Genomic DNA, 20,587 nt, shown 5'->3' on the forward strand with positions numbered 1-20,587 from the left:
AAGGAAAGGGACCGAATCACGAGTATAGTGAGTTGGTCCCTTTCCTTTATGGTGGCACGTCCAATGATATTTAAATCTATTTTTGAACATAGGTTTTGAAATACCCGCATTCGTTGATGATTTCGTTATAGTACTTGGTTTTTGAATAATTAGCTTTAAGGTTTTTGAAGCCTTGCCAAGCGATAAAATTGGTTTTGTCGTCCTGAATGTCCCAAGTGGATAAATTGAGCGAATAATATTTTTTGTTATAATAATCGTTGCGTTCGCATTTGGCAATCATGTATTGGGTTTTTGCTTTTTGCTCATTGTTTTTTGTGGCTGTAAAAGCTTTTTGATAGTAGGCTTTCGCCAAAGAACAATTAGTAATCATATTTCGAATTGGATCTCTAAAATAATCTGGTGTAGAACCATATCCGGCAATATTTCCTTCATAAAATAAGCGGCCGTTGCCAAAATGCGTGATGTTGTAAAAAGCATTTCCGAGTATGCCACTGTTGCTATAGATATCGGTTTGTTTGGCAACATTCTCCTGTAATTTTTGAATAATAGTCAGGAAATCTAGCATTGTATATTTCTTTTTTTGAGAAGCCTGGTGATCGCAATCGTGGCAGTCTTTGATATTTCCCAGAAATGGATTGCCATAAAAAACAGTATTTTGAAGCTTATCTGATTGTTTCATAAAAGCTATGGCCTCGGGGATTTTGTTTTCGAAAGTGGCTTTGACAGCTTGAAAATAATTGATGTCGGCCAATTTTATGGAATAGATGGAAGCGCCAATTTTTTCGATTTCGGTTTTGTTGGTTTTGCTTAAAAATGCCTTCATTTCCAGCAGTTGTTTTTCATTGTCATAATAACCGGATTCATGGTTGAAAATCTCGGTCATTACCGTATTTTTTTGTGAGCGGTATAATGCGGCTAAATAATTTTGGCTCCAAGCTACAGCATTTTCATATCGGAAATCATCAATTGGTTTTTTAGGCAGTTCCAAATACAGCCAAGACAAATCGGCAAGGATTGTTTTTTCGTTTTCAGGATTTAGCAGGTCTATTTTGCTGAGGTTGTTGACCAATCGCAATAAGCGAACCTGACTGATGGCCAAAGGAGTTTTTGGCATTTTGTTTTCGGCTTCATTAAAGTTTTTGTCGGCTTGCTTGAAATTTCCGTTTAGGGTTTCCAGATAGCCTGCTGCCGCATTCCATAAATACGGTTGTGTAGTTTTATCCGATTGAGCAATTTTGGTAACCAAGTTAATAGCCGATTTACGGATGCTGTCTTTGGCTCGTTTTTTGTTTTCAAGAACGGTTTTGTCTTTAAAAGAACGGTCTATTTTGTTTTCCTGATTATTGATTAACCGGGTCAATAAATAATCAATATGGGGACTTTTTGGCTGCAGTTTGTAGATTTCGGCAATGGCTTTTTCTTCGTCATTATAATAGCCATGTATTGCCCAAAGAGCTGCTTTTTCTTCATCGGTTTTAGCCATTCCTAAGGATTGTTTCCAATCTTTTTCTTCTTGAGGATGAAAGCAATAGGCTGAAACTACACGCATTGTCGGACATTTGTCAAAAACCTTACTGTAAAGGAAGTTGGATTTGGCATAATTTTTTTGTCTGTATTCAATTCCTGCCAAATACGCCAATGCTCTGTAATATAAAGTATTTTTGGGTGCCGATTTTTCGGTTTGATTGAAGAAAGTGATCCCATTTGCTGGTTTGTCACTATAAAAATCAGCTTTTATGATCAAAAACCAATATCTGTTTTTTAGGAAAGGATCTTTGGTTTCATTATATTTTTGTTCTAATGATTTGATCCATTTGCTGTCGGAAAGAACCTGTCTTTTTACAGTCTCGTCATAATTCCAAGAATCGAAACGTTGGGTAGAATAAGTTTCAACTATTTGGGCATCATTCAAAAAGAATAGAAAGTCTTTAGTTTTAGAATCATCTAATTTTATTTTTTTATTCCATTTTTCAGATGTTTTATTTGCCTTTCCTTTTTTGTAGAACATAAATAAATCAGCAACATCGGCACTGCTCGAATCCGTCAGGAAAAAGTTCAGGTCTTTTTCGTTAATCTTACCTTCCAGATAGACTGACCAGTCTTTTACATTTTCGTTGTTGAATCTTGTAAGATGTTCGGTATCGAAACCAATTCCGTAAAAAACATCAGAAGATAAAAACAGTGGCGAATAGGATTTATCGACAAAAGTTTCGGGAGTGAAATTAGAATCAAACGACCAGCCCCAATCACCATCTGAACAGGCATAAATAGTTCCGTAAACTAAAAGGGTGAGAGCACTAAAAGCAATCAATAACTTCTTTAAAAATGGCTGTATCATAATTTTTTAAATTGAATTCGTCTAAATCGTAAAAGATTATTTCCTTCGGATTTTGAGTTGTATTTTCCTCGATATCATTTGTCATTTCGAGCAAATCATTTCGTGATATGGTTTCTATTTTTAATTGGTCATTTTCTTTATAAAAAACACCTGCTGTAAAGTTGGAATTTTTAACAGTGAACCAATTCTTTTTTGTAAAAACAAAACTATTGTTATTTTTTAAATTATTGATATCAATTTTATTTCTAAGACCAATTATTTTACCATCTCTTATATGAATTCCCCACGAATAAACGGGCAACGCAATGTTTATGGGCAACGGATAATTTTGAAGGCTCGATAAATAGCGGCTGGCAATGTTATGATCGTATATCGAATTCAGAGAATCGGGAGCTATTTTGCCCATATTGTAATACATCAGCACGCCACGATCGACATTTGGAATTTTTGTTTTTTTGAAATATTTTATCTGATGCAAGCGTATGGTTGCAGAGAGTTTTTTATTGGAAACCTTTCTAAAAACTTTAATAAACCGTAAGTAATTGTCTTTGCTCTCCAGCGTCCAATCGCAATCGATTTGGATTTCTTGAATACTAATTTTGTTTTTTAAATTGATTTGCTGAATGAAATTATTAGTATTTTCTGCCAAATTCATCACATCTAATTTTTTGTTCAGCATCACTTTATTTTTGATGTACACGACAGGAATGATTTCAAAATTATAGGCAGTATCTTCAAAACGGATTGGTGTTCTCGGATATGGTTTTTGAGTTTGCGGACTTAAGTCAATATCAAAATACCGAATATACAATCTCTTGACTTGGTTTTCGGTCAAGGCGTTTTTTTCTTTTGGCGAAAGCCTAAAAATAGTTTTCCAATAGTAAAAGGAGATTATGGGCTGTTCCTGTTGCTGGCAGGAAATAAAGAGATAGAGGATAACACTAAAAAGAATTATTTTTTTCAAAGAAAGCTATTTTAATTAGGGTTATTCTTTTCTGTTTTTGGCTCGATGGTAAGTCCAATAGGCCAACAAGACCAATAGTACAAATGGCAGATAGGAGCCAATAAGGACACCTATTTGATAACCGTCATTGGGGGCGTTTTTAATTTTTTCTTCAACGTTTACCTTTTGAAGCAATAAGATCAAAGCTGTCATTTGTTATTTAATTAAAGCGTTTTTTGTAAAATCAGAAAGGACTAATCTGCCGGAAATCGAAGCTCTTTCCTTTAGTAATTTATCCCAATGTGCTGTTCCTTCCCAAAATACTTTTTTTATTTCGGTAAGAGCTTCTGGATTGTAATTAGCCAGTTTTTTGGAGAAAGAAGCTATTTCTATATCAAGATCTTCTGATGTTTCCAGAATTTTAGCATATAATCCTTTTTGAAAAGCCCATGCTGCTGTTTTCCATTCGTGCGCAGCCAAAGTTATTTCGGACATTGCCATTTTGCCAATTTTTCTGCTCACGGCGGGCTCTATCACGAAAGGACCAATTCCGATAGCCAATTCCGATAATTTAATACTGCTGTCTTGAGTCGCTATCGCATAGTCACAAGCGGCAATGATGCCAACACCTCCGCCCACAGCTTTGCCCTGAATACGCCCGATGATTATTTTTTTGCAGGAACGCATCGCATTAATCAAATTAGCAAATCCTGTAAAAAAACGAGTTCCTTCTTCAAGAGTGCTTACCGCCAGCAATTCGTCAAAAGAAGCGCCTGCGCAAAACGCACCTGTTCCTTCACTTTTTAAAATAATCACCGAAACCTCTTGGTTGTCGCTCAAATAAGTAAGCTCATTTGTTAATCGATCCAGTAATACCCTTGGAAAAGAATTACTGGCAGGATGTCCAAACTGCACTGTAGCTATTTTGTTTTCGATGACTGTTAAGAGTGTTCCGTTTTTATCAGATGTCAGCATAAGGCGTATTTTGATGTAAAGTTAAAAAAGTAACCGAAGTAAAATGTTATTTTTTTGGATTTGAAGAATAGTCTTTTTGAAATTTGCATATTCCTATAATTATATCTTATATTTGCGCCATCAAGCTGGGGGATTAGCTCATTTGGCTAGAGTGTCCCGATTGCATCGGGAAGGTTCGGTTTAGTTTTGAGAATAACTTAGTTGTGAAGCAGGTTTCCGTTTTAATGAAGCTTTCGGATTTTAATAAAAACATGGGGGATTAGCTCATTTGGCTAGAGCGCTTGCCTGGCAGGCAAGAGGTGGTCGGTTCGAATCCGATATTCTCCACTACAAAAAACCCACTGATTTCAGTGGGTTTTTTGTTTTCATTATTATTTGTATTTTGGTTTAATGTTTTGAGGAATTTTAAATAGAATCGCAAATATTTTATATCTCTATGTATTATACTTACATAATTTATTCAGCTACGATTAATAAGTATTATGTTGGTTCTTGTCAGGACGTTGCTGAACGTCTTCAAGACCATTTAAATAGCAGAAGTAAATACACAAAAGTTGCAAAAGATTGGGAATTGAAACATTTTGAAACATTCCTTACCAGAAGCGAAGCCTGTAAAAGGGAACTTCAAATTAAAAAGATGAAAAGCAGAAAATATATTGAAAATTTGATAGAGAATAAGAATTAGAACGTCCCGATGACAATCGGGAAGGTGACCGGTTCGAATCCGGTATTCTCCACAATACAAACCCACTGAATTCAGTGGGTTTTTTGTTTGAATTTTATTTGTACTTTGGTTTAATATTTTGGAAGAATTTTAAAATAGAAGAACAAATTTTTTTTATGTTTTGTTCTTAAAAAACAGGTTTCAGAAATGTTAAACGATTAAGGATTAAGATTCATTTAGACTTAATGCTTCTTAATTACTTAATGGTTTTTTAAAAATCAATATCTGTAGTATCTGCAGTAAAACATTCATATTCTCTGTGAATTTTATTTTTTTTAAAGTTAAAACTGATTTTTAACTTTAATTTCTCAAAAAACTTTCCTTATTTTGTTAGGTACTTAACCTAACTTCAAAATGAAAAAAATCCTATTTCTGATGGCTGTATCTACTTCAATGGTTTCTTTGGGGCAAACCCAAAAAACAATTCCAATAACCTATCCTAAAACAGCAAAAGGCGAAACAGCCGATGTGTATTTTGGCACCAAAGTAAGCGATCCCTACCGTTGGCTCGAAGATGATAAATCTGCCGATACAGGTGCTTGGGTGAAAGAGCAGAACAAAGTAACCTACGATTATTTATCCCAAATTCCTTTTAGAGACGCATTAAAAGTAAGACTCGAAAAACTTTGGAATTACGAAAAAATAAGTGCACCATTCAAAGAAGGAAATTTTATTTATTATTACAAAAACAACGGACTGCAGAATCAGTCGGTTTTGTATAGAAAAAATGCTAAAGGCAAAGAAGAAATCTTTTTGGATCCAAATACTTTTTCAAAACTGGGAACAACTTCATTGGGAGGAGTAGATTTCTCCAAAGACGGTTCCAAAGCAGCCTACTCAATTTCAGAAGGAGGAAGCGACTGGCGAAAAGTAATTTTGATGGATGTCAATAATTTCAAAAAGCTCGAAGACACCTTGGTGGATATCAAGTTTAGCGGTGTGTCTTGGAAAGGAAACGAGGGATTTTATTACTCCAGTTATGACAAGCCAAAAGGAAGCGAACTGTCGGCCAAAACTGATCAGCATAAATTGTACTATCATAAACTGGGAACAGCTCAAAAAGATGATCAGGTTATCTTTGGCGCAGACCAAAAACGCCGTTATGTTGGCGGATATGTTACCGAAGACAATCATTATCTGGTAATCACAGCATCCAATGCTACTTATGGAAACGAATTGTATATTCAGGATTTAACCAAGCCGAACAGTCCTATTGTAACGATTGTCGATAATTTTGGCAGTGACAGTACTATAATTGAAAACGAAGGCAGTAAATTGTTCATAGAAACCGACCTAAATGCTCCTAACAAACGAATTGTGAGCGTCGATTTCAGCAGCCCAAAACCTGAATACTGGAAAGACGTAATTCCCGAAACCGAAAACGTTTTGACTCCAACCACAGGAGCTGGATATTTTTTTGCTAACTATATGAAAGATGCCGTGTCGATTGTTAAGCAATATGAATATTCGGGTAAATTAGTGCGTGAAATTCAATTGCCGGGATTGGGAACAGCCACTGGATTTGGAAGCAAGAAAGAAGAAAAAACACTCTATTATTCATTTACAAATTATATTACACCCGGAACGATTTATTCTTTCGAACCAAAATCAGGAAAATCGCAGGTCTATGAAAAACCAAAAGTAGATTTCAAAAGCGAGGATTATGTATCATCCCAAGTATTTTATACTTCCAAAGACGGGACGAAAATCCCAATGATAATCACCCACAAAAAAGGACTGAAACTCGATGGAAAGAATCCAACCATTCTTTATGGATACGGCGGATTCAACATTAGCCTGACGCCTGCTTTTAGTGTTTCTAATGCAGTTTGGATGGAAAACGGCGGAATCTATGCAGTAGCCAACCTTCGCGGAGGCGGAGAATACGGAAAAAAATGGCACGATGCTGGAACCAAAATGCAGAAACAAAACGTCTTTGATGATTTCATCGCTGCGGCCGAATATCTAATTGCCCAAAAATACACATCTTCCAGTTTTCTTGCCATCCGTGGCGGATCCAATGGCGGATTATTGGTTGGCGCTACTATGACACAACGCCCAGATTTAATGAAAGTTGCCTTGCCGGCTGTAGGCGTGATGGACATGCTGCGCTACCACACCTTTACCTCGGGTGCGGGCTGGGCTTTCGATTACGGAACTTCGGCAGACAGTAAAGAAATGTTCGAATATATTAAAGCCTATTCGCCGGTGGCCAATGTAAAATCGGGAGTTCAATATCCTGCGACTATGGTCACAACGGGCGATCACGACGACAGGGTAGTTCCGGCACACAGTTTTAAATTTGCTGCCGAGCTGCAGGAAAAACAATCAGGAACCAATCCCGTTTTAATCCGAATCGATATCAACGCAGGTCACGGAGCCGGAAAATCATTGGCGGCAACCATTCAGGAAAGCTGCGACATACAAGCTTTTACGCTCTATAATATGGGATTTACAGCATTCCCAAAATAAGATAAGTACTAATTTTTAGGAGCTTAATGTCAATAAGTTAAGAAATTTTAGATTGAAGATTAACGATTTATGATTTTAGATTTGGAGTTAATGAATATTAAGATTGTCGATTTTATAGAGTCTGTAACATCTGAAATCAAAAATCGTTAATCAAAAATCAGCAATCATTTTAAAATCTGGATCTTTAAATTTAATGATATTGAGCTTAATCCTGCTGTACGCTGCAAGCTTTTTCATAAAATTGCCATTTTTCTAAGGACAAAAAGGAGCTTCCGCTGGTCGCTCTTTTGTCCAAGAAAAATGGCATTTTATTTCAAAAGGCTTTTCGCTTCCATCAGGGCTAGGGTTGCAGTTTTCATAAGAAATGTTTCATTTGTAAAATATTCAGTGATTTTATCCCAAAGTTTGCTGTATGTCTTTGCGGGGAACGAAGCAGCCTCATTATGTATTTTCATTACAGCATTCATCACAAAGTTTTTCCTCAATCTTGTCAGGAATTGGAAATAATGTAAAAACCGCAAATACATCATAAAAGATTAAATTATCTTTTTTAAGCCAAAAAAAAGATAATTCATTAAAATGACATACCGGAAAATGCGTTTTTCACAAACTTGAGTCGTTCTGAAGACGTTTTTTGAGTTTCCAAATCTTAAAATTAAACTCAAAAAATCAATAAACGGGCTCCAAAAAAAATAAATCCATGTCTGATTTTGTGTTTTTTCTCACTTTGCGCCAAGCGAAATCGTTAGAAATACCTTGTTATTTATTATCTCAATAAATTAATGCTTTCATGATGTATATCATTCTTTTAAGGTGTTAAATCCGTAAATTTGAGAGTAAAATTAACAACCGCATTTATATGGAAATTGCAAAACCAAACAAATATGAACTGGGAGAAATGCTCCTGGAAATAGGTTCCCTGCTCATCGTCTCAGGGGCCAATACCGAACGTGTCAAAGTCACTATCAGCAGAATTGCTGGTGCTTTTTGCTGCGATTCGGATTTAATGATTACCAATCACGCTTTGATGATTACCGTAAAGTATAAAGATCAGATTAAAACATTCACCAGCGTAAAATGGGTGCCCAATATGCATCTTAATTTCAATCTCATCTCCGATATTAGTACCATGAGCTGGAAAATAGTAGAAGAAAAATGGTCACTGGAACGTATAAATAAAGAACTAAAATTACTGGATCGCAAAGCTTTGTATCCAAGAGTTGCAGTTCTTTTTTTGGTTGCCTTGGCGGGAGCCTCCTTTTGCAGATTGTTTGGAGGCGGATTAACCGAAATGATTCTTTGTTTTTTAGGCAGTTTCTTGGGGCTTTTTGTAAGACAGGAAACCATGAAACTCAAATTTAATTTTTACCTGTGCATCTTTTTTGCATCCTTAACGTCTTCTTTCTTGGTTGGAGTTTATTCTTTTTTAAATCCCGGAGGAGAATTCATACATGCATTATCCACTTCCGTTTTGTTTTTGATTCCTGGAGTGCCGATGATTAATTCTTTCTCCGATTTTATTGACGGAAACATCTTGAACGGAACCACCAGAGGCGTAAATGTTCTGGTTATCGCTTTTGCAATAGCATTAGGATTGATGGTTTCATTATTAATTTTTAATTTACACTAAAATGGATTTTGCATTATTAGAAAAAGGAATATGGTTAGGTTGTGCAGGAGTAGGTTTTGCTGTATTGTTCAATGTTCCCCGCCGAACCTTAGGCGTTATTTACATCATCGCCGCGCTGGGCGGATTGCTCAAATTTTATATGATTTCACTCGAAATAGGATTGGTTTTTGCCGCTTTTTGTGGATCGAGTCTTATTGGTTTTTTAAGCGTATTAGCGGCGCATTACCGCAAAGCACCGCCAATGACCTTTGCGCTTCCGGCATTAATCCCAATGATTCCCGGATTTTTTGCCTATAAAGCCATGGTAGGCGTTATGAAATTAACCGCCGAAAAAGATCCGGATGTTTATTCTAAGCTTTTTTTTGAAACAGCAAACAATGGACTCTCGGCTTGTTTTATCATTTTGGCATTATCAGCAGGAGCTGCTATTCCATTATTGATTACCAGAAAAGAAACCGTCAAGAGAATTAAAAGCGATATCGTTTTAGAAAAACAGCTTGAAAACTTAGAAGAAGAAAATTAAAACAAACATACTAGATTAAACAAAACGCCAGTCGAAAGATTGGCTTTTTTTTTGGTTTAAAATGGAATTACAGATAGAAAAGAGGTACTTCGTACCAATAACAGAGGTAGGTTGCACTAATTGTATTGGTACTTCGAACCAATAATAGAGGTAGTTTGCACCAATACTATTAGTACTTCGAACCAATAATAGAGGTAGGTTGCACTAATAATATTGGTACTTCGAATCAATAATATAGGTAGTTCATACCAATAACATTAGTACTTACTACTTCATTTTTGATAATAATGCAAGAGTGCAGGATGAAATACTAAAAAAATAGTGCAAAATCATTCTTCTGTCCGCAGTAGATGCCTATCGAACATTTTGATTGCTACTTCTCAATAATTAAATCAGATTGTAACTTAGATAATACACTTAAACTCTCAAAACGCCAGTCGAAAGATTGGCGTTTTTTTTGACTTTAAAACTTATAAACAATAACAATAAGTGACTCTTAAGCCGTTGCACCAAAAGCAACATTCGGATAGATTTGTTTTACTTCAATACTTAAAAAATTAATGGATATCAATATTAAAATTGGCGATAGAATTCGAGAATTAAGAAAAGCTAAAGGCTTGTCACAAGAAGCACTGGCAAATATCGCTGAAGTAGACAGGACCTATATGACGAAAGTAGAAACGGGAAAAAGAAATGTAACCGTAAAAATTTTAGAGAAAATAATTATCGCTCTTAATACTGATTTTATGACATTCTTCAACGACAAAAATTTTAAGAAATGAGTAATGTAATAAATTCTGATTTAATTAATGTAAGCCTATTAAAAACTAAGTTGGTTGAGCCTGAGAGTAATGGTAGAGCATGCTACACTCATTATACGCAAAGCTCTGAAAATCACAGAAAAATCTTTAAAAAAGACGCTATTAAATTTGTCAAGAAGACTCTTCAAAATCAAAATTATAATCAGATTGAAATAACTAATGTGGTGGCCGAAGAAGCCCTGCAATATTCTCTTTTTGATAATTCCAAAGAAGTTCCATTTCCAAAACCAGAGAATCCTGACTTTGAATTTATTGATTTATTTGCAGGAATTGGAGGATTCAGAATATCCGGTCAAGCTGTCAATGGTGAATGTGTTTTTTCATCTGAATGGGATGAACCGGCTAAAAATACTTATTTCAATAATTTTGGAAAAATACCTTTTGGAGACATAACAAAAGAAGAAACCAAAAAATTTATACCACACGGATTTGATGTTCTATGTGGAGGATTTCCATGCCAGCCTTTCTCAAATGCAGGACACAGAAAAGGATTTGATGATACCCGAGGAACGTTATTCTTTGATGTAGCAGATATTTTAGATAGGAATATTAAAAATGGAACACCCGTTAAGGTTGTTTTTTTAGAAAATGTAAAGGGATTAAAAAATCACGATAAAGGGAATACGCTTAAAACTATTATTAGTGTTCTTAAAGAATTAGGTTATGAAACATATTATGAAATATTAAATTCAAAAAATTTTGGTCTTCCTCAAAATCGAGAAAGAATTTTTATTGTAGCTAAATTAATTGAAAATGAAAAAACATTTAAATTCCCTTTTGGTATCGATAAAAATGATAACGTAATTTTTGATAGAGAAAAATTATCTGAGATAAAAGAAACGAGAATTAATGATATTCTTGAAAGCAATCCAGATGAAAAATATACAATTTCGGATAAGTTATATGCAGGGCATATCAGAAGAAAAAAAGAACATCTTGAAAAAGGGAATGGATTTGGTTTTTCACTCTTTCATAAAGACTCTTCACATACTAATACTATTTCGGCAAGGTATTATAAAGATGGAAGTGAAATTTTAATTTCTCAGGAAGACAAAAATCCAAGAAAATTAACTCCACGAGAAGCTGCTAATCTTCAGGGTTATGATGAAAAATTTATAATTCACAATTCTAATGTACAAGCTTACAAACAGTTTGGGAATAGTGTGTCAGTGCCAGTAATTCAAACAATTTTTAATGAAATTAAAAGACAGTTATTATGATATCAGACGAATTAATAGTTTATCTAGAAAGAATAAATGAAGAATCGAAATTCACTGCAAATCTTTCTGAAAGAGGAGGCTATATAACATTTAGTAATTCTGGACAAAGAGGTAGTGTAAAATTTTTTACTCTAGGATTAGATTCCTTTATTAAGACTATTATTGACATCCTTGAAAACCATACTACATTTATTGTTCATACAAATTACGTTGAAGGTGAATGGCGAGATTTAGGGAATACTTATTTTAACGATGTTACTGCTAATGCTCTATCAACGGTACAAACAAAGCCTTTGTTTACAACTATTAGCAAACTTATCAATTGGGCGAATAATGAGAAAGCAATTCCTTATTCTGATAATATTATAGATTTAGATAAAGATTCTTTGACTAAAACAATATTGCAATTAGAAGCACTTGCTAGTTTATATATTCCAAAACAAATTTCTTCAACTAAAACTAAGAATATAGAAATTAAAACTGTTGTTTCTGAAAAAGAATTAAAACAATTTGCTTTTAAAACATTTAAACTATTCTTAGATAAATATGGTTATGAAAAAATTTCAAAAAACATTGTTGAAAAAGACTCCAAAATAAATGATATAGAATATACTGGAATAAAAGTAAAACCATATTTTGGTTCGGGTAATTTAATTGGTGTCTTTGAAAGTGAACAAAATAAAGAAACGTTAAGTTCGTCCAATATGCAAAGATTTTTTGACGAAAATTTAAAAATAGAAGGATATCCATACTCATATTTCACAACTCAATGGGGCGATGTTGAGACAGGAACCTTATCATTTAATAATCTTCAAAAATTTATTAATGAATTATCAAACGGAGATTTTGAAGCAAATAAAGTGGGAGATAATTATTCATTAATTCAAAAAAGCACAGGTAACAAATCAACTTTACAAAAAATCTATTATGGAGCTCCAGGTACTGGTAAGTCACATAAAATAGAAACTATACTTAAAGATGTTTCTGAGGATCAAAAAGAAAGAATAACTTTTCATCCCGAATATGATTATTCTTGTTTTATCGGAGGATATAAACCTTCTTCCGAAACAAATCCAGATGGTACAACTGGTGATATTAGATATAAATTTGTACCTCAGGTTTTTACAAAAATTTATGTAGATGCATGGAAAAATCCTTATAAAGACTATTACTTGGCAATTGAAGAAATTAATAGAGGAAACTGTGCAGAAATTTTCGGAGATTTATTTCAATTATTGGATCGAAATAGTAATTATTCAATTTCCCCATCAAAAGAATTAAAAGAACATTTGGACAAAGAATTAGTTAATCCAGAAGAAAAAAGAGGAATTGAAAATGGAAAAATGAAATTACCAAGTAATTTACATATTCTGGCTTCAATGAATACTTCTGATCAATCTCTTTTTCCTATGGATAGTGCTTTTAAGAGAAGATGGGCATGGGAATATGTTCCAATTAATTATAAATCTCAAAATGAAGATAATTCTAATAATGATTCTTATAATTATATTGTAAAAATAGATGAAGCACAAAGTTTTCGATGGATTGATTTTATAGAAAATGTAAATGCACAAATAAAGTCAAATCGTAATTTAGGATCGGATAAATGTATTGGGAATTATTTTATTAAACCTGATGATAAAGAAATATCATTAGAAGAATTTATAAATAAGGCAATGTTTTATTTATGGATTGATGTTTTCAAAGATGAAGAAGACTCAATATTTTCATTAATTGGAAGCAATATATCATATGAAGATTTTTTTCCAATTAATTCTAATGGAGTAGAGAATGTGGTTAAATTATTATCTGAAAATATATTAAATGTTAATATTCATAAATCTGAAATTGAAGAAAAAGAAGAGCCAAAAGAATGAAAATTTTAATTGAAGGAGAAAAATACAATTTAGACACTTTATTTAAAGTGTTTGATGATCCAAAATTCTTTATTCAGGAAGGAATGTTTGGAACAGTAAATTGTGTAGGATATTATCATTCCTTCACTAAAAATGAATTAATATATATTCTGCCGAAAGTTTTTATTAAAGAAGGAAAAGCTTTTAATTTCTCACCTCAAGAATTATTTGATTTAGATTTAAAGATATCATTTAAACATCATGGAGATTATGCTTGGGTAAGACAGCTTCTAATCTATTTCTATAACAGCTTAGCAGAATTTAGAAATCGATACAGAAATACAATAATTATTGAAAGTAGTCAAAGTTTTGAGTTGAACTCAAACTTAGGTCTAACAGAATATTCTTATTTAGATTTGGTTTTAAGTTTTGTAAATTTTTACAAAAGAAATAAAAATACAATTCTTTATCATCACATAGAATTCATTTCAAATCAAGCTAAAAAGGCAAAGTGGGATAAAACAATCAGAACGTCTTTACCAATTCTTATTTCAAATAATTCGCCACTTTATATTGACATTAGAAATAAACAAAAAAAGGTAAATGATGAAGAAGAACTTTTGAGTTATTTTTTCTCAATTCTTAATCATTTTAAAATTGAACATGATTTACCTGTAACTATTGATAAAAGTTACAAATTAATAACAGGAAGTCAATTTGAAAAACTTCAACGAACAGGACTAATAAAACTTCGAAAGATTAAACATCGATACTTTGCTGACACTTTAAAAAGAATGTATCAATTATGTGAGTTATACTTTAGTAAAACTGATTTAAGTAGTCCGAAAAGAAAAAATGAAGAATTTATTTCTGTAAGAAACTACAATATTGTTTTTGAAGATATGATTGACAAACTTTTCACAGATAAAATTTATGACAAGTCGGTTAATAATATTTCAATTGAAAAATTAAAAAACAATAATGATGGGAAGATAATTGATCATATTTTTGAACATAAATCCATTATAGATACTGATAATATATTTTATATAGGAGATTCTAAATATTATAAATCAGATGCTTTAGCTGGAAAATTATCAACATATAAACAATTTACATATGCAAAAAATGTCATTCAGTTTAATATAGATTTATTAAATAAAAATAAAGCTTACGATAATATTAGATATCGTGATGCTGAAACTGAAGGTTATAATATTTCACCTAATTTCTTTATTTATGGCTATCTGAATGATGAAAATAATTTTGATGAACCTTTCTTGAAAAAATACAAAACGGTTAAAAAATCATTTCACTTTGAAGACAGAGTTTTTGACAGAGATACTTTATTTGTTTTACAATACAGAATTAATTTCTTGTTTGTTTTAAAATCATATATTAGTATCAATTTAAATAAAATAAATTATTTTAGAAATGACACTAAAAATCATTTCAGAAATCAATTTTTAAAATATTTTAATTCTGTAGATAATTGTGGTTTTGAATTTTATGAAAAAGATTTTCAAAATGATAATTTAAATATATTTATAAATGATAATTTTAGATTATTAAATGGGAAAGTAATCAAAATAAAAGAAAATACTTTGCTTATCGCCGTACATAAAGAAGACAAACAAAAAGATTTATTAAAAAATTTAATTCAAGATTTTTCTTTAAAAATATTCAACTAAAATTGAACTAAAATGGATGTCCATAATCCAGAGCAACGTTCCAAAAACATGTCTGCCATCCGCAGCACCAATACCAAAGCTGAAGTACGCTTGGCCAAAGCTTTGTGGTCTCTTGGTTACCGTTACCGTAAAAACAATAGAACGGTTTTTGGTAAACCAGATTTAACCTTCAAAAAACTCAAAATCGCCATATTTGTCGACAGCGAATTCTTCCACGGCAAGGACTGGGAAATCCAAAAAGACCGCATCAAATCGAATATTGAATATTGGCACAAAAAAATAGCGCGAAATATTCAAAGAGACATTGAAGTCAATAATTATCTGGAATCACATAACTGGAAAGTAATCCGTTTTTGGAGTCGGGAAATAGAAAAAAAACTAGAGGATTGTATTGCTGTAATTCAGGAAGAAATCGCTTTACTACAAAAATAATGTTATCTTTTTTCATTATAAAAGCACTTCTGTCTTTAAACCAAAAAATAACTTTTTTCTTTCATAATGTTTTGCTAAAACAGTCCTGTTTTAGAGATTAATTTTTAACTTTGAGAATAAGCATTAAAAATCAATAAAAAAATTACATATGAAATCGCCCTTAACTAAAAGTTTGTTGTAAACAACACCGATAAATAAAAGGCGATAACATATATGACCTCTAATAAATAAATTTAACATATATGAAAGTACAGATCAACACAGACAAGAATATTGAAGGAAGCGAAAGATTGGAATCTTATTTTTCTAGTGAAATCACAAGAGTATTATCTCGTTTTGATGATAAAGTGACTCGTATTGAAGTGCATTTTGGCGATGAAAACAGTGCAAAATCAGGTTTTGGAGACAAGCGCTGTCTTATTGAAGCACGCCCGGCAAATATGCAGCCAATTGCCGTTACAGAACACGCTGATTCTATCGAAAAAGCCTTCAACGGAGCTTTGGATAAAATCAAAAAAGTGCTCAATACCACTTTCGATAAACAAAAAGTGCATTAAGCAAATTATTAAATACATAAAATGAGGCTGTCTTTTTGGACAGCCTCATTTGTTTAGAGGGCATCCACTTATAAAAAACAAATATTGCTTTGTCATCTTGCTAAACAATTCAATTAGCCACGGATTGCACGGATAAAACAGATTAGAACGGATTCTTTGATAAATCCTTTAAGAATTCAGCTTAAATCGGTGCAAAATCCGTTTTATCCGTGTCATCTGTGTGCCATTTTTTTATTTTTTGGACACATTACCAATTAAAGTTTTAAAAGCGAATACCATGATTTGTTTATAGAAAAAACCACTTTCGTTTGCCTTTCTTTTTCTTCTCTTTTTCAGTGGTGTCTTTTTCAGACTTTGTCTTCTTCTTGGGAGCTAATAATTTCTTTTTGGTTTTGAGACGGTTTTCGGTTTCTTCTATTTCATGCAAGTTATCGTTGGCAGTTACCAAAAGTTTGATTTCCTTCAGCAGTTTTAAAGCCAATAGTACTTCCTGCTGTTTTTCTAAAAGCATCACTTTTTTGAGCTGAATGGCTACTTTGTCTGTCCCTTTTATGGTCAAGGCAAAATCAATTAAATTCGAAGCTTCCTCATAATCTTCATTCCAAAGCAACGCATCCAAGTAATACGGATACACCGCAACTGCATGAAGATTGATAGCCAGCGCTTCTTGAAAGTAACGCTTGGCTTCCTCGTAATCCTGTAACTGCTCCGATTGCACTCTACCGTATAAACACAGGGCTGTAGTGTCTTTTTCGTTATAAGACAAGGCATAATCCAATGATTCTATGGTTCCTTCGAGCCAATATGGATAATTGTCCAATGCCTGAAAAATATATTTATCTACTGTTTTCATTTTGTTTTAAAATTTAGCATCCTGACCTGATTTATTCAGTATCATGATTCAGTTGTTGTTTTAATTTTTGCCTTTCGGATTTGTAGCTCTTGACTGTTTTTTGATTTTTAAAATCAGATCCGGTGAAAGTTCTCGTTGGATTGCCTCTAGCTACATTCAATTGATTTTCCCATTGATTATTGGCTTGTTTCTTGATCATTTCCAATTCAAAAACCTTGAATTTTTCGAGTAATCTTTCGGTAGCCAGTTTTTTGTTTTGGTGCTGCGAACGGGAATCCATAGCGACAGTGCTCAATCCCGTGGGAACATGCGTAGCACGAACGGCCGAGCTGACCTTGTTTACATGCTGTCCGCCAGCACCCGAACTTCGCATGGCTTGATACTGAATGTCTTTTTCGGAAATAGATTGTATTGCTAAAGCATCCATTTCGAAAATGCCAATAAACCAGTTTTTCCTTTTGTGCATTTTCCTGAAACTGCTTTGTCCAATCCATTGAATGCTGCCACACCAAGAGTTCACAAATTCGGTTACAGTTTTTCCTTTTAACAGAATCAAGGCGGTTAAAACAGTTCCATTTTCTGTTCCAGATTCCCGTTGCAAAACAGTAGCTTCAATTTGACTGGCCTGTGCTTCTTCCAACATTTTTTTAAGCACTTGGGCAACCACCCAAGTGCATTCCGCAGGACCTCGCCCTGCGGTTATTTGAATTATTTTTTCCATACTCTAAATTTTATCGGTCCATGCGGACAATTTTTGGCGTAAACGTGCCTAATACCGTGACTAGTTCGGTTTGCAGCGCCATGACTTTGTGAATGTTTTTGTAGGCCATTGGCGCTTCGTCAACATTACCGCCGATGAGGTGTACATCATGGTCTTTCAATGTTTTTTTGATTTCACTTGGCGTAAAAGTGCTTTTGCATTTGGCTCTCGAAAACAATCGTCCCGCTCCGTGTGAAGCCGAATTTAATGAGTCAGGATTTCCTTTTCCCATAACCACAAATCCCGGAGCAGTCATCGATCCCGGAATAATTCCCAGCTGTCCTTCGTGTGCAGGAGTTGCTCCTTTTCTATGAACAATGCATTCTTTTCCGTTTACCATTTCTTTCCAAGCAAAGTTGTGATGGTTTTCGATTGTAACGACCACTCTTTTGCCAATGGCTTTGGCAACTCTTCGGTGAATATCATCATGACAGGCTTTGGCATAATCTCCGGCTAAATTCATCGCCAGCCAATATTCCTGACCGTCATGCGTGTTCAAATCGAGCCAGGCCAAATGCTGAACATTCTTAGGCAGCGGACATTGTTTGGTAGCTAGATACGTGTAATGTTTTGCAATATTGGCTCCCATTCCACGAGAGCCGCTGTGTGATAAAACACAAAAATAATTGCCCGCTTCCAGTTTCCATTCTGGCAGAACAGTGTCCAGCTGTACGGTTCCAAATTCCACAAAATGGTTTCCGCCTCCTGAGGTTCCTAATTGCTTATAAGCTTTGGAAAGTAACGCTTTAAGCAATGGAATGTCCTGAAACTCGGATCTGCTGAAAATTTCATGATCGGCTTTTATAGTGTGTGTTTCGTTCATTCCAAATTTGGTATGCTCTTTTAAAATGGCCTGCAGCTGATGGTCTTTTCCTTTGATAAAAGAAGCAGGCAGATCAAATATGGACAAGCTCATTCGGCATCCAATATCGACACCAACACCATACGGAATAACCGCATTGTCCGTCGCCAAAACACCGCCAATTGGCAGTCCATAACCAGAATGTGCATCGGGCATTAAAGCACCTGCGACAGAAATTGGCAATTTCAAAGAATCATACAATTGAAACTTCGCCTGATCATCGATTTCATTTTCTCCAAAAATCGAGAATGGCGCACGAGTGGTCTGCAGCTGATGCATTCTTACCACGACCGGATTAACAAGGCCTTCGGCTACTTTGCCCCAAGTGCCGTCATTTTTATACTTTTCCGGATGTAGCAAAACATCTTTGGCTTCATTGATGATATACTCTTTTTTTTCTTTTTTTCGGTATCTGCTTATCTGCCCTAAAGCGATATTGATACTGTTGTTTTTTGGGAAGCCCAATTTTATTAGGTCTCTTCCCGATAATTTATTTCCCATAAATTTTTAATATTGTTGTTGTTTTGTAGCGCAACATATAACCAATCCTGAAATACAGAAAGGGAATGTAACGGCAAAGCATCTTATCCCATTTGGGATTAAGTAAGGAGCTGTGTTCGGGAATTTTTTGAGAAGAGTCTAGAATAAAATCAAAAAAGCCCGAATCTAAATTGCTTCGGGCTTTTTCATATAGTTTAAAATTGAATTTCTAAGATTGAAATAAGCCACGAAGATGTGCTGCACCAATTCCAACTGGTGTGAAGCCTTGTAATGATGATTTGAATACAAACATTGTTCTTCGTTTTTAAAGGGTTAATTATTTTTTCGTGTGCAAATATTTGTTAATATTTTTTGAAAATCCTAGTTTTTTGTTAAAATATTTTAGCACTTTAGCTTAAGTGATTGAATTAGTACGATTTAATTTTTTCTAAATGTCGATAAAAACGCAAAATGTTTTCATTTAGCCCCGATTGCAGTGAAAATCCTTATGTGCCGGAGTTCGGCACATAAGATTGAAGCGGAAAGCGGAACAATGCTTGTTGAAAACACCTAATCTTTCTGCTCCAAAAATTGATAAAAAGGAAATGACAGAGCATAAAAAAATGCCTTAAAGCAACATGTACTTTAAGGCATTTTTAGCAACAATGAATTATTTAGTTAGTTTTCTTTAAAATTGAAAAGCGGCACCTAGTTGAATAACTTGATTTTTTCCTGATAGAGTTGGATTATCATAAGTGTCATCCAAACCAGAAACATATCTAGCGTTTATGGATAAGCCAAGAGGCAGATTCAAAGATGCTCCGAAAGCCCATGAAGGCACAAAACTGTTTGCATCGCCAAAATCATTGTCGTTAACCAGAAATCCAAATTGAGGACCAGTTTCAAAACTTAATAATTTAGCAACATAAATTTTAGCTAAAATTGGCACTGTAAGATAATCTATCTTTACATCATTAATATTAGTAGAAAACCCTTCCTGAGAGTATTGAACTTCAGGCTGGATAAACAACAAGCTTTTTATCAATGGAATTTCTTTGTAAACACCCGCATAAAGCCCTGTTTTGCTTGATGAGTCCCAGCCATCTCCGCTGATATCAGAGAAATTGACACCTGCTCTAATTCCCCATTTCTGTGCCGATATTGTGTTTGATGCTAACATTATAAAGGCGCCTAATAATAAGATTTTTAATGATTTCATATTTTTTAGTTTTAGATTAAAACCCTTTTTTTCGGGCTGATTACTTCAAAAGTACTACAAAATTTTAATTCTCACATCCGTAAATTATACAAAAAAGCAAAAACAGCCATTTCAATTTTTTGATGAAAATCATTATGTAACTGCCATCATAATTAGGGTAGAAGAATTAAACATTTGATATATAACGCCTGTTTTTGTAAATATATTATGTTAACTTTGAAAAGAAAGAAT

The 20,587-nt window shown here is 33.8% G+C and carries 18 protein-coding genes and 2 tRNA genes; 12 read left to right on the forward strand and 8 right to left on the reverse strand.

Going from position 1 to position 20,587, the window contains the following annotated elements; all coding sequences use genetic code 11:
- Positions 1-76 precede the first annotated feature (76 nt).
- Genes AC1DVP_RS03305 through AC1DVP_RS03320 form a run of 4 tightly spaced genes read right to left on the reverse strand, consistent with a single transcriptional unit; the run spans position 77 to position 4,256 of the window.
- Positions 77-2,338, reverse strand: a complete 2,262-nt coding sequence (locus AC1DVP_RS03305) for a hypothetical protein (protein ID WP_477182124.1) — start codon at positions 2,336-2,338, stop codon at positions 77-79.
- Positions 2,298-3,302, reverse strand: coding sequence for a hypothetical protein (locus AC1DVP_RS03310; protein WP_477182125.1), 1,005 nt, complete (start codon positions 3,300-3,302; stop codon positions 2,298-2,300). Before AC1DVP_RS03310 ends, AC1DVP_RS03305 begins: the two co-directional genes overlap by 41 nt.
- A 21-nt stretch (positions 3,303-3,323) precedes the next feature.
- A complete protein-coding gene (locus AC1DVP_RS03315; RefSeq protein ID WP_477182126.1) occupies positions 3,324-3,494 on the reverse strand; it encodes a hypothetical protein in 171 nt (56 codons plus the stop codon).
- A 3-nt stretch (positions 3,495-3,497) separates the two neighbouring features.
- Complete coding sequence (locus tag AC1DVP_RS03320; protein WP_477182127.1) at positions 3,498-4,256, reverse strand: enoyl-CoA hydratase/isomerase family protein; 759 nt, start codon at positions 4,254-4,256, stop codon at positions 3,498-3,500.
- A 253-nt stretch (positions 4,257-4,509) separates the two neighbouring features.
- Here AC1DVP_RS03320 and AC1DVP_RS03325 point away from each other — a divergent pair.
- The 12 genes from AC1DVP_RS03325 (at position 4,510) to AC1DVP_RS03380 (ending at position 16,182) form a co-directional block, all read left to right on the forward strand.
- Positions 4,510-4,583: transfer RNA gene (locus AC1DVP_RS03325), tRNA-Ala, on the forward strand.
- Positions 4,584-4,692: 109 nt separating this feature from the next.
- Positions 4,693-4,941, forward strand: a complete 249-nt coding sequence (locus AC1DVP_RS03330; protein WP_477182128.1) for a GIY-YIG nuclease family protein — start codon at positions 4,693-4,695, stop codon at positions 4,939-4,941.
- Positions 4,927-4,993 (forward strand) — tRNA-Val (locus AC1DVP_RS03335). Before AC1DVP_RS03330 ends, AC1DVP_RS03335 begins: the two co-directional genes overlap by 15 nt.
- 362 nt (positions 4,994-5,355) lie before the next feature.
- Positions 5,356-7,452 carry a prolyl oligopeptidase family serine peptidase gene (locus AC1DVP_RS03340; RefSeq protein WP_477182162.1) on the forward strand — a complete coding sequence of 699 codons (2,097 nt, stop codon included), beginning with the start codon at positions 5,356-5,358 and terminating at the stop codon, positions 7,450-7,452.
- A gap of 859 nt (positions 7,453-8,311) precedes the next feature.
- On the forward strand, positions 8,312-9,082 hold the full coding sequence (locus tag AC1DVP_RS03345) for a threonine/serine exporter family protein (protein WP_477182129.1): 771 nt from the start codon (positions 8,312-8,314) through the stop codon (positions 9,080-9,082).
- A 1-nt stretch (position 9,083) separates the two neighbouring features.
- Positions 9,084-9,605 carry a threonine/serine exporter family protein gene (locus AC1DVP_RS03350; protein WP_477182130.1) on the forward strand — a complete coding sequence of 174 codons (522 nt, stop codon included), beginning with the start codon at positions 9,084-9,086 and terminating at the stop codon, positions 9,603-9,605.
- A 560-nt stretch (positions 9,606-10,165) separates the two neighbouring features.
- Positions 10,166-10,387 carry a helix-turn-helix domain-containing protein gene (locus AC1DVP_RS03355; protein WP_477182131.1) on the forward strand — a complete coding sequence of 74 codons (222 nt, stop codon included), beginning with the start codon at positions 10,166-10,168 and terminating at the stop codon, positions 10,385-10,387.
- Positions 10,384-11,646: a DNA cytosine methyltransferase gene (locus AC1DVP_RS03360; protein ID WP_477182132.1), complete on the forward strand. Its 1,263-nt coding sequence runs from the start codon at positions 10,384-10,386 to the stop codon at positions 11,644-11,646. Before AC1DVP_RS03355 ends, AC1DVP_RS03360 begins: the two co-directional genes overlap by 4 nt.
- Positions 11,643-13,523: an McrB family protein gene (locus tag AC1DVP_RS03365; protein WP_477182133.1), complete on the forward strand. Its 1,881-nt coding sequence runs from the start codon at positions 11,643-11,645 to the stop codon at positions 13,521-13,523. Before AC1DVP_RS03360 ends, AC1DVP_RS03365 begins: the two co-directional genes overlap by 4 nt.
- Positions 13,520-15,193, forward strand: coding sequence for a hypothetical protein (locus tag AC1DVP_RS03370; protein WP_477182134.1), 1,674 nt, complete (start codon positions 13,520-13,522; stop codon positions 15,191-15,193). The genes AC1DVP_RS03365 and AC1DVP_RS03370 overlap by 4 nt, the downstream gene beginning before the upstream one ends.
- Positions 15,194-15,205: 12 nt before the next feature.
- Entirely contained in the window at positions 15,206-15,625 is a 420-nt protein-coding gene (locus tag AC1DVP_RS03375) for a very short patch repair endonuclease (protein WP_477182135.1), read from the forward strand.
- Between the two features lie 242 nt (positions 15,626-15,867).
- Entirely contained in the window at positions 15,868-16,182 is a 315-nt protein-coding gene (locus AC1DVP_RS03380; protein ID WP_100432945.1) for an HPF/RaiA family ribosome-associated protein, read from the forward strand.
- 286 nt (positions 16,183-16,468) lie between these two features.
- Here the strand turns inward: AC1DVP_RS03380 and AC1DVP_RS03385 are convergent, their stop codons facing one another.
- The 4 genes from AC1DVP_RS03385 to AC1DVP_RS03400 form a co-directional block, all read right to left on the reverse strand.
- Entirely contained in the window at positions 16,469-17,035 is a 567-nt protein-coding gene (locus AC1DVP_RS03385) for a tetratricopeptide repeat protein (protein WP_477182136.1), read from the reverse strand.
- A gap of 31 nt (positions 17,036-17,066) precedes the next feature.
- Positions 17,067-17,756 (reverse strand): peptide chain release factor H, encoded by a 690-nt coding sequence (gene prfH / locus AC1DVP_RS03390; protein WP_477182137.1) that lies wholly within the window; start codon positions 17,754-17,756, stop codon positions 17,067-17,069.
- Between the two features lie 10 nt (positions 17,757-17,766).
- A complete protein-coding gene (locus AC1DVP_RS03395; protein ID WP_477182138.1) occupies positions 17,767-19,158 on the reverse strand; it encodes an RtcB family protein in 1,392 nt (463 codons plus the stop codon).
- A gap of 667 nt (positions 19,159-19,825) precedes the next feature.
- Positions 19,826-20,356: a porin family protein gene (locus AC1DVP_RS03400; protein WP_100432949.1), complete on the reverse strand. Its 531-nt coding sequence runs from the start codon at positions 20,354-20,356 to the stop codon at positions 19,826-19,828.
- Between the last annotated feature and the right edge of the window lie 231 nt (positions 20,357-20,587).

It is taken from the genome of Flavobacterium sp. P3_A6 (genome assembly GCF_056403035.1).

Excerpts from the sequence above, each read along its gene's own strand:
- AC1DVP_RS03395 (WP_477182138.1), bottom strand. The coding sequence starts at position 19,158 with ATGGGAAATAAATTATCGGGAAGAGACCTAATAAAATTGGGCTTCCCA.
- prfH (WP_477182137.1), bottom strand. The coding sequence starts at position 17,756 with ATGGAAAAAATAATTCAAATAACCGCAGGGCGAGGTCCTGCGGAATGC.
- AC1DVP_RS03320 (WP_477182127.1), bottom strand. The coding sequence starts at position 4,256 with ATGCTGACATCTGATAAAAACGGAACACTCTTAACAGTCATCGAAAAC.
- AC1DVP_RS03340 (WP_477182162.1), top strand. The coding sequence starts at position 5,356 with ATGGCTGTATCTACTTCAATGGTTTCTTTGGGGCAAACCCAAAAAACA.
- AC1DVP_RS03400 (WP_100432949.1), bottom strand. The coding sequence starts at position 20,356 with ATGAAATCATTAAAAATCTTATTATTAGGCGCCTTTATAATGTTAGCA.
- AC1DVP_RS03330 (WP_477182128.1), top strand. The coding sequence starts at position 4,693 with ATGTATTATACTTACATAATTTATTCAGCTACGATTAATAAGTATTAT.
- AC1DVP_RS03375 (WP_477182135.1), top strand. The coding sequence starts at position 15,206 with ATGGATGTCCATAATCCAGAGCAACGTTCCAAAAACATGTCTGCCATC.
- AC1DVP_RS03350 (WP_477182130.1), top strand. The coding sequence starts at position 9,084 with ATGGATTTTGCATTATTAGAAAAAGGAATATGGTTAGGTTGTGCAGGA.
- AC1DVP_RS03385 (WP_477182136.1), bottom strand. The coding sequence starts at position 17,035 with ATGAAAACAGTAGATAAATATATTTTTCAGGCATTGGACAATTATCCA.
- AC1DVP_RS03345 (WP_477182129.1), top strand. The coding sequence starts at position 8,312 with ATGGAAATTGCAAAACCAAACAAATATGAACTGGGAGAAATGCTCCTG.
- AC1DVP_RS03360 (WP_477182132.1), top strand. The coding sequence starts at position 10,384 with ATGAGTAATGTAATAAATTCTGATTTAATTAATGTAAGCCTATTAAAA.
- AC1DVP_RS03380 (WP_100432945.1), top strand. The coding sequence starts at position 15,868 with ATGAAAGTACAGATCAACACAGACAAGAATATTGAAGGAAGCGAAAGA.
- AC1DVP_RS03365 (WP_477182133.1), top strand. The coding sequence starts at position 11,643 with ATGATATCAGACGAATTAATAGTTTATCTAGAAAGAATAAATGAAGAA.
- AC1DVP_RS03305 (WP_477182124.1), bottom strand. The coding sequence starts at position 2,338 with ATGATACAGCCATTTTTAAAGAAGTTATTGATTGCTTTTAGTGCTCTC.
- AC1DVP_RS03370 (WP_477182134.1), top strand. The coding sequence starts at position 13,520 with ATGAAAATTTTAATTGAAGGAGAAAAATACAATTTAGACACTTTATTT.
- AC1DVP_RS03355 (WP_477182131.1), top strand. The coding sequence starts at position 10,166 with ATGGATATCAATATTAAAATTGGCGATAGAATTCGAGAATTAAGAAAA.
- AC1DVP_RS03315 (WP_477182126.1), bottom strand. The coding sequence starts at position 3,494 with ATGACAGCTTTGATCTTATTGCTTCAAAAGGTAAACGTTGAAGAAAAA.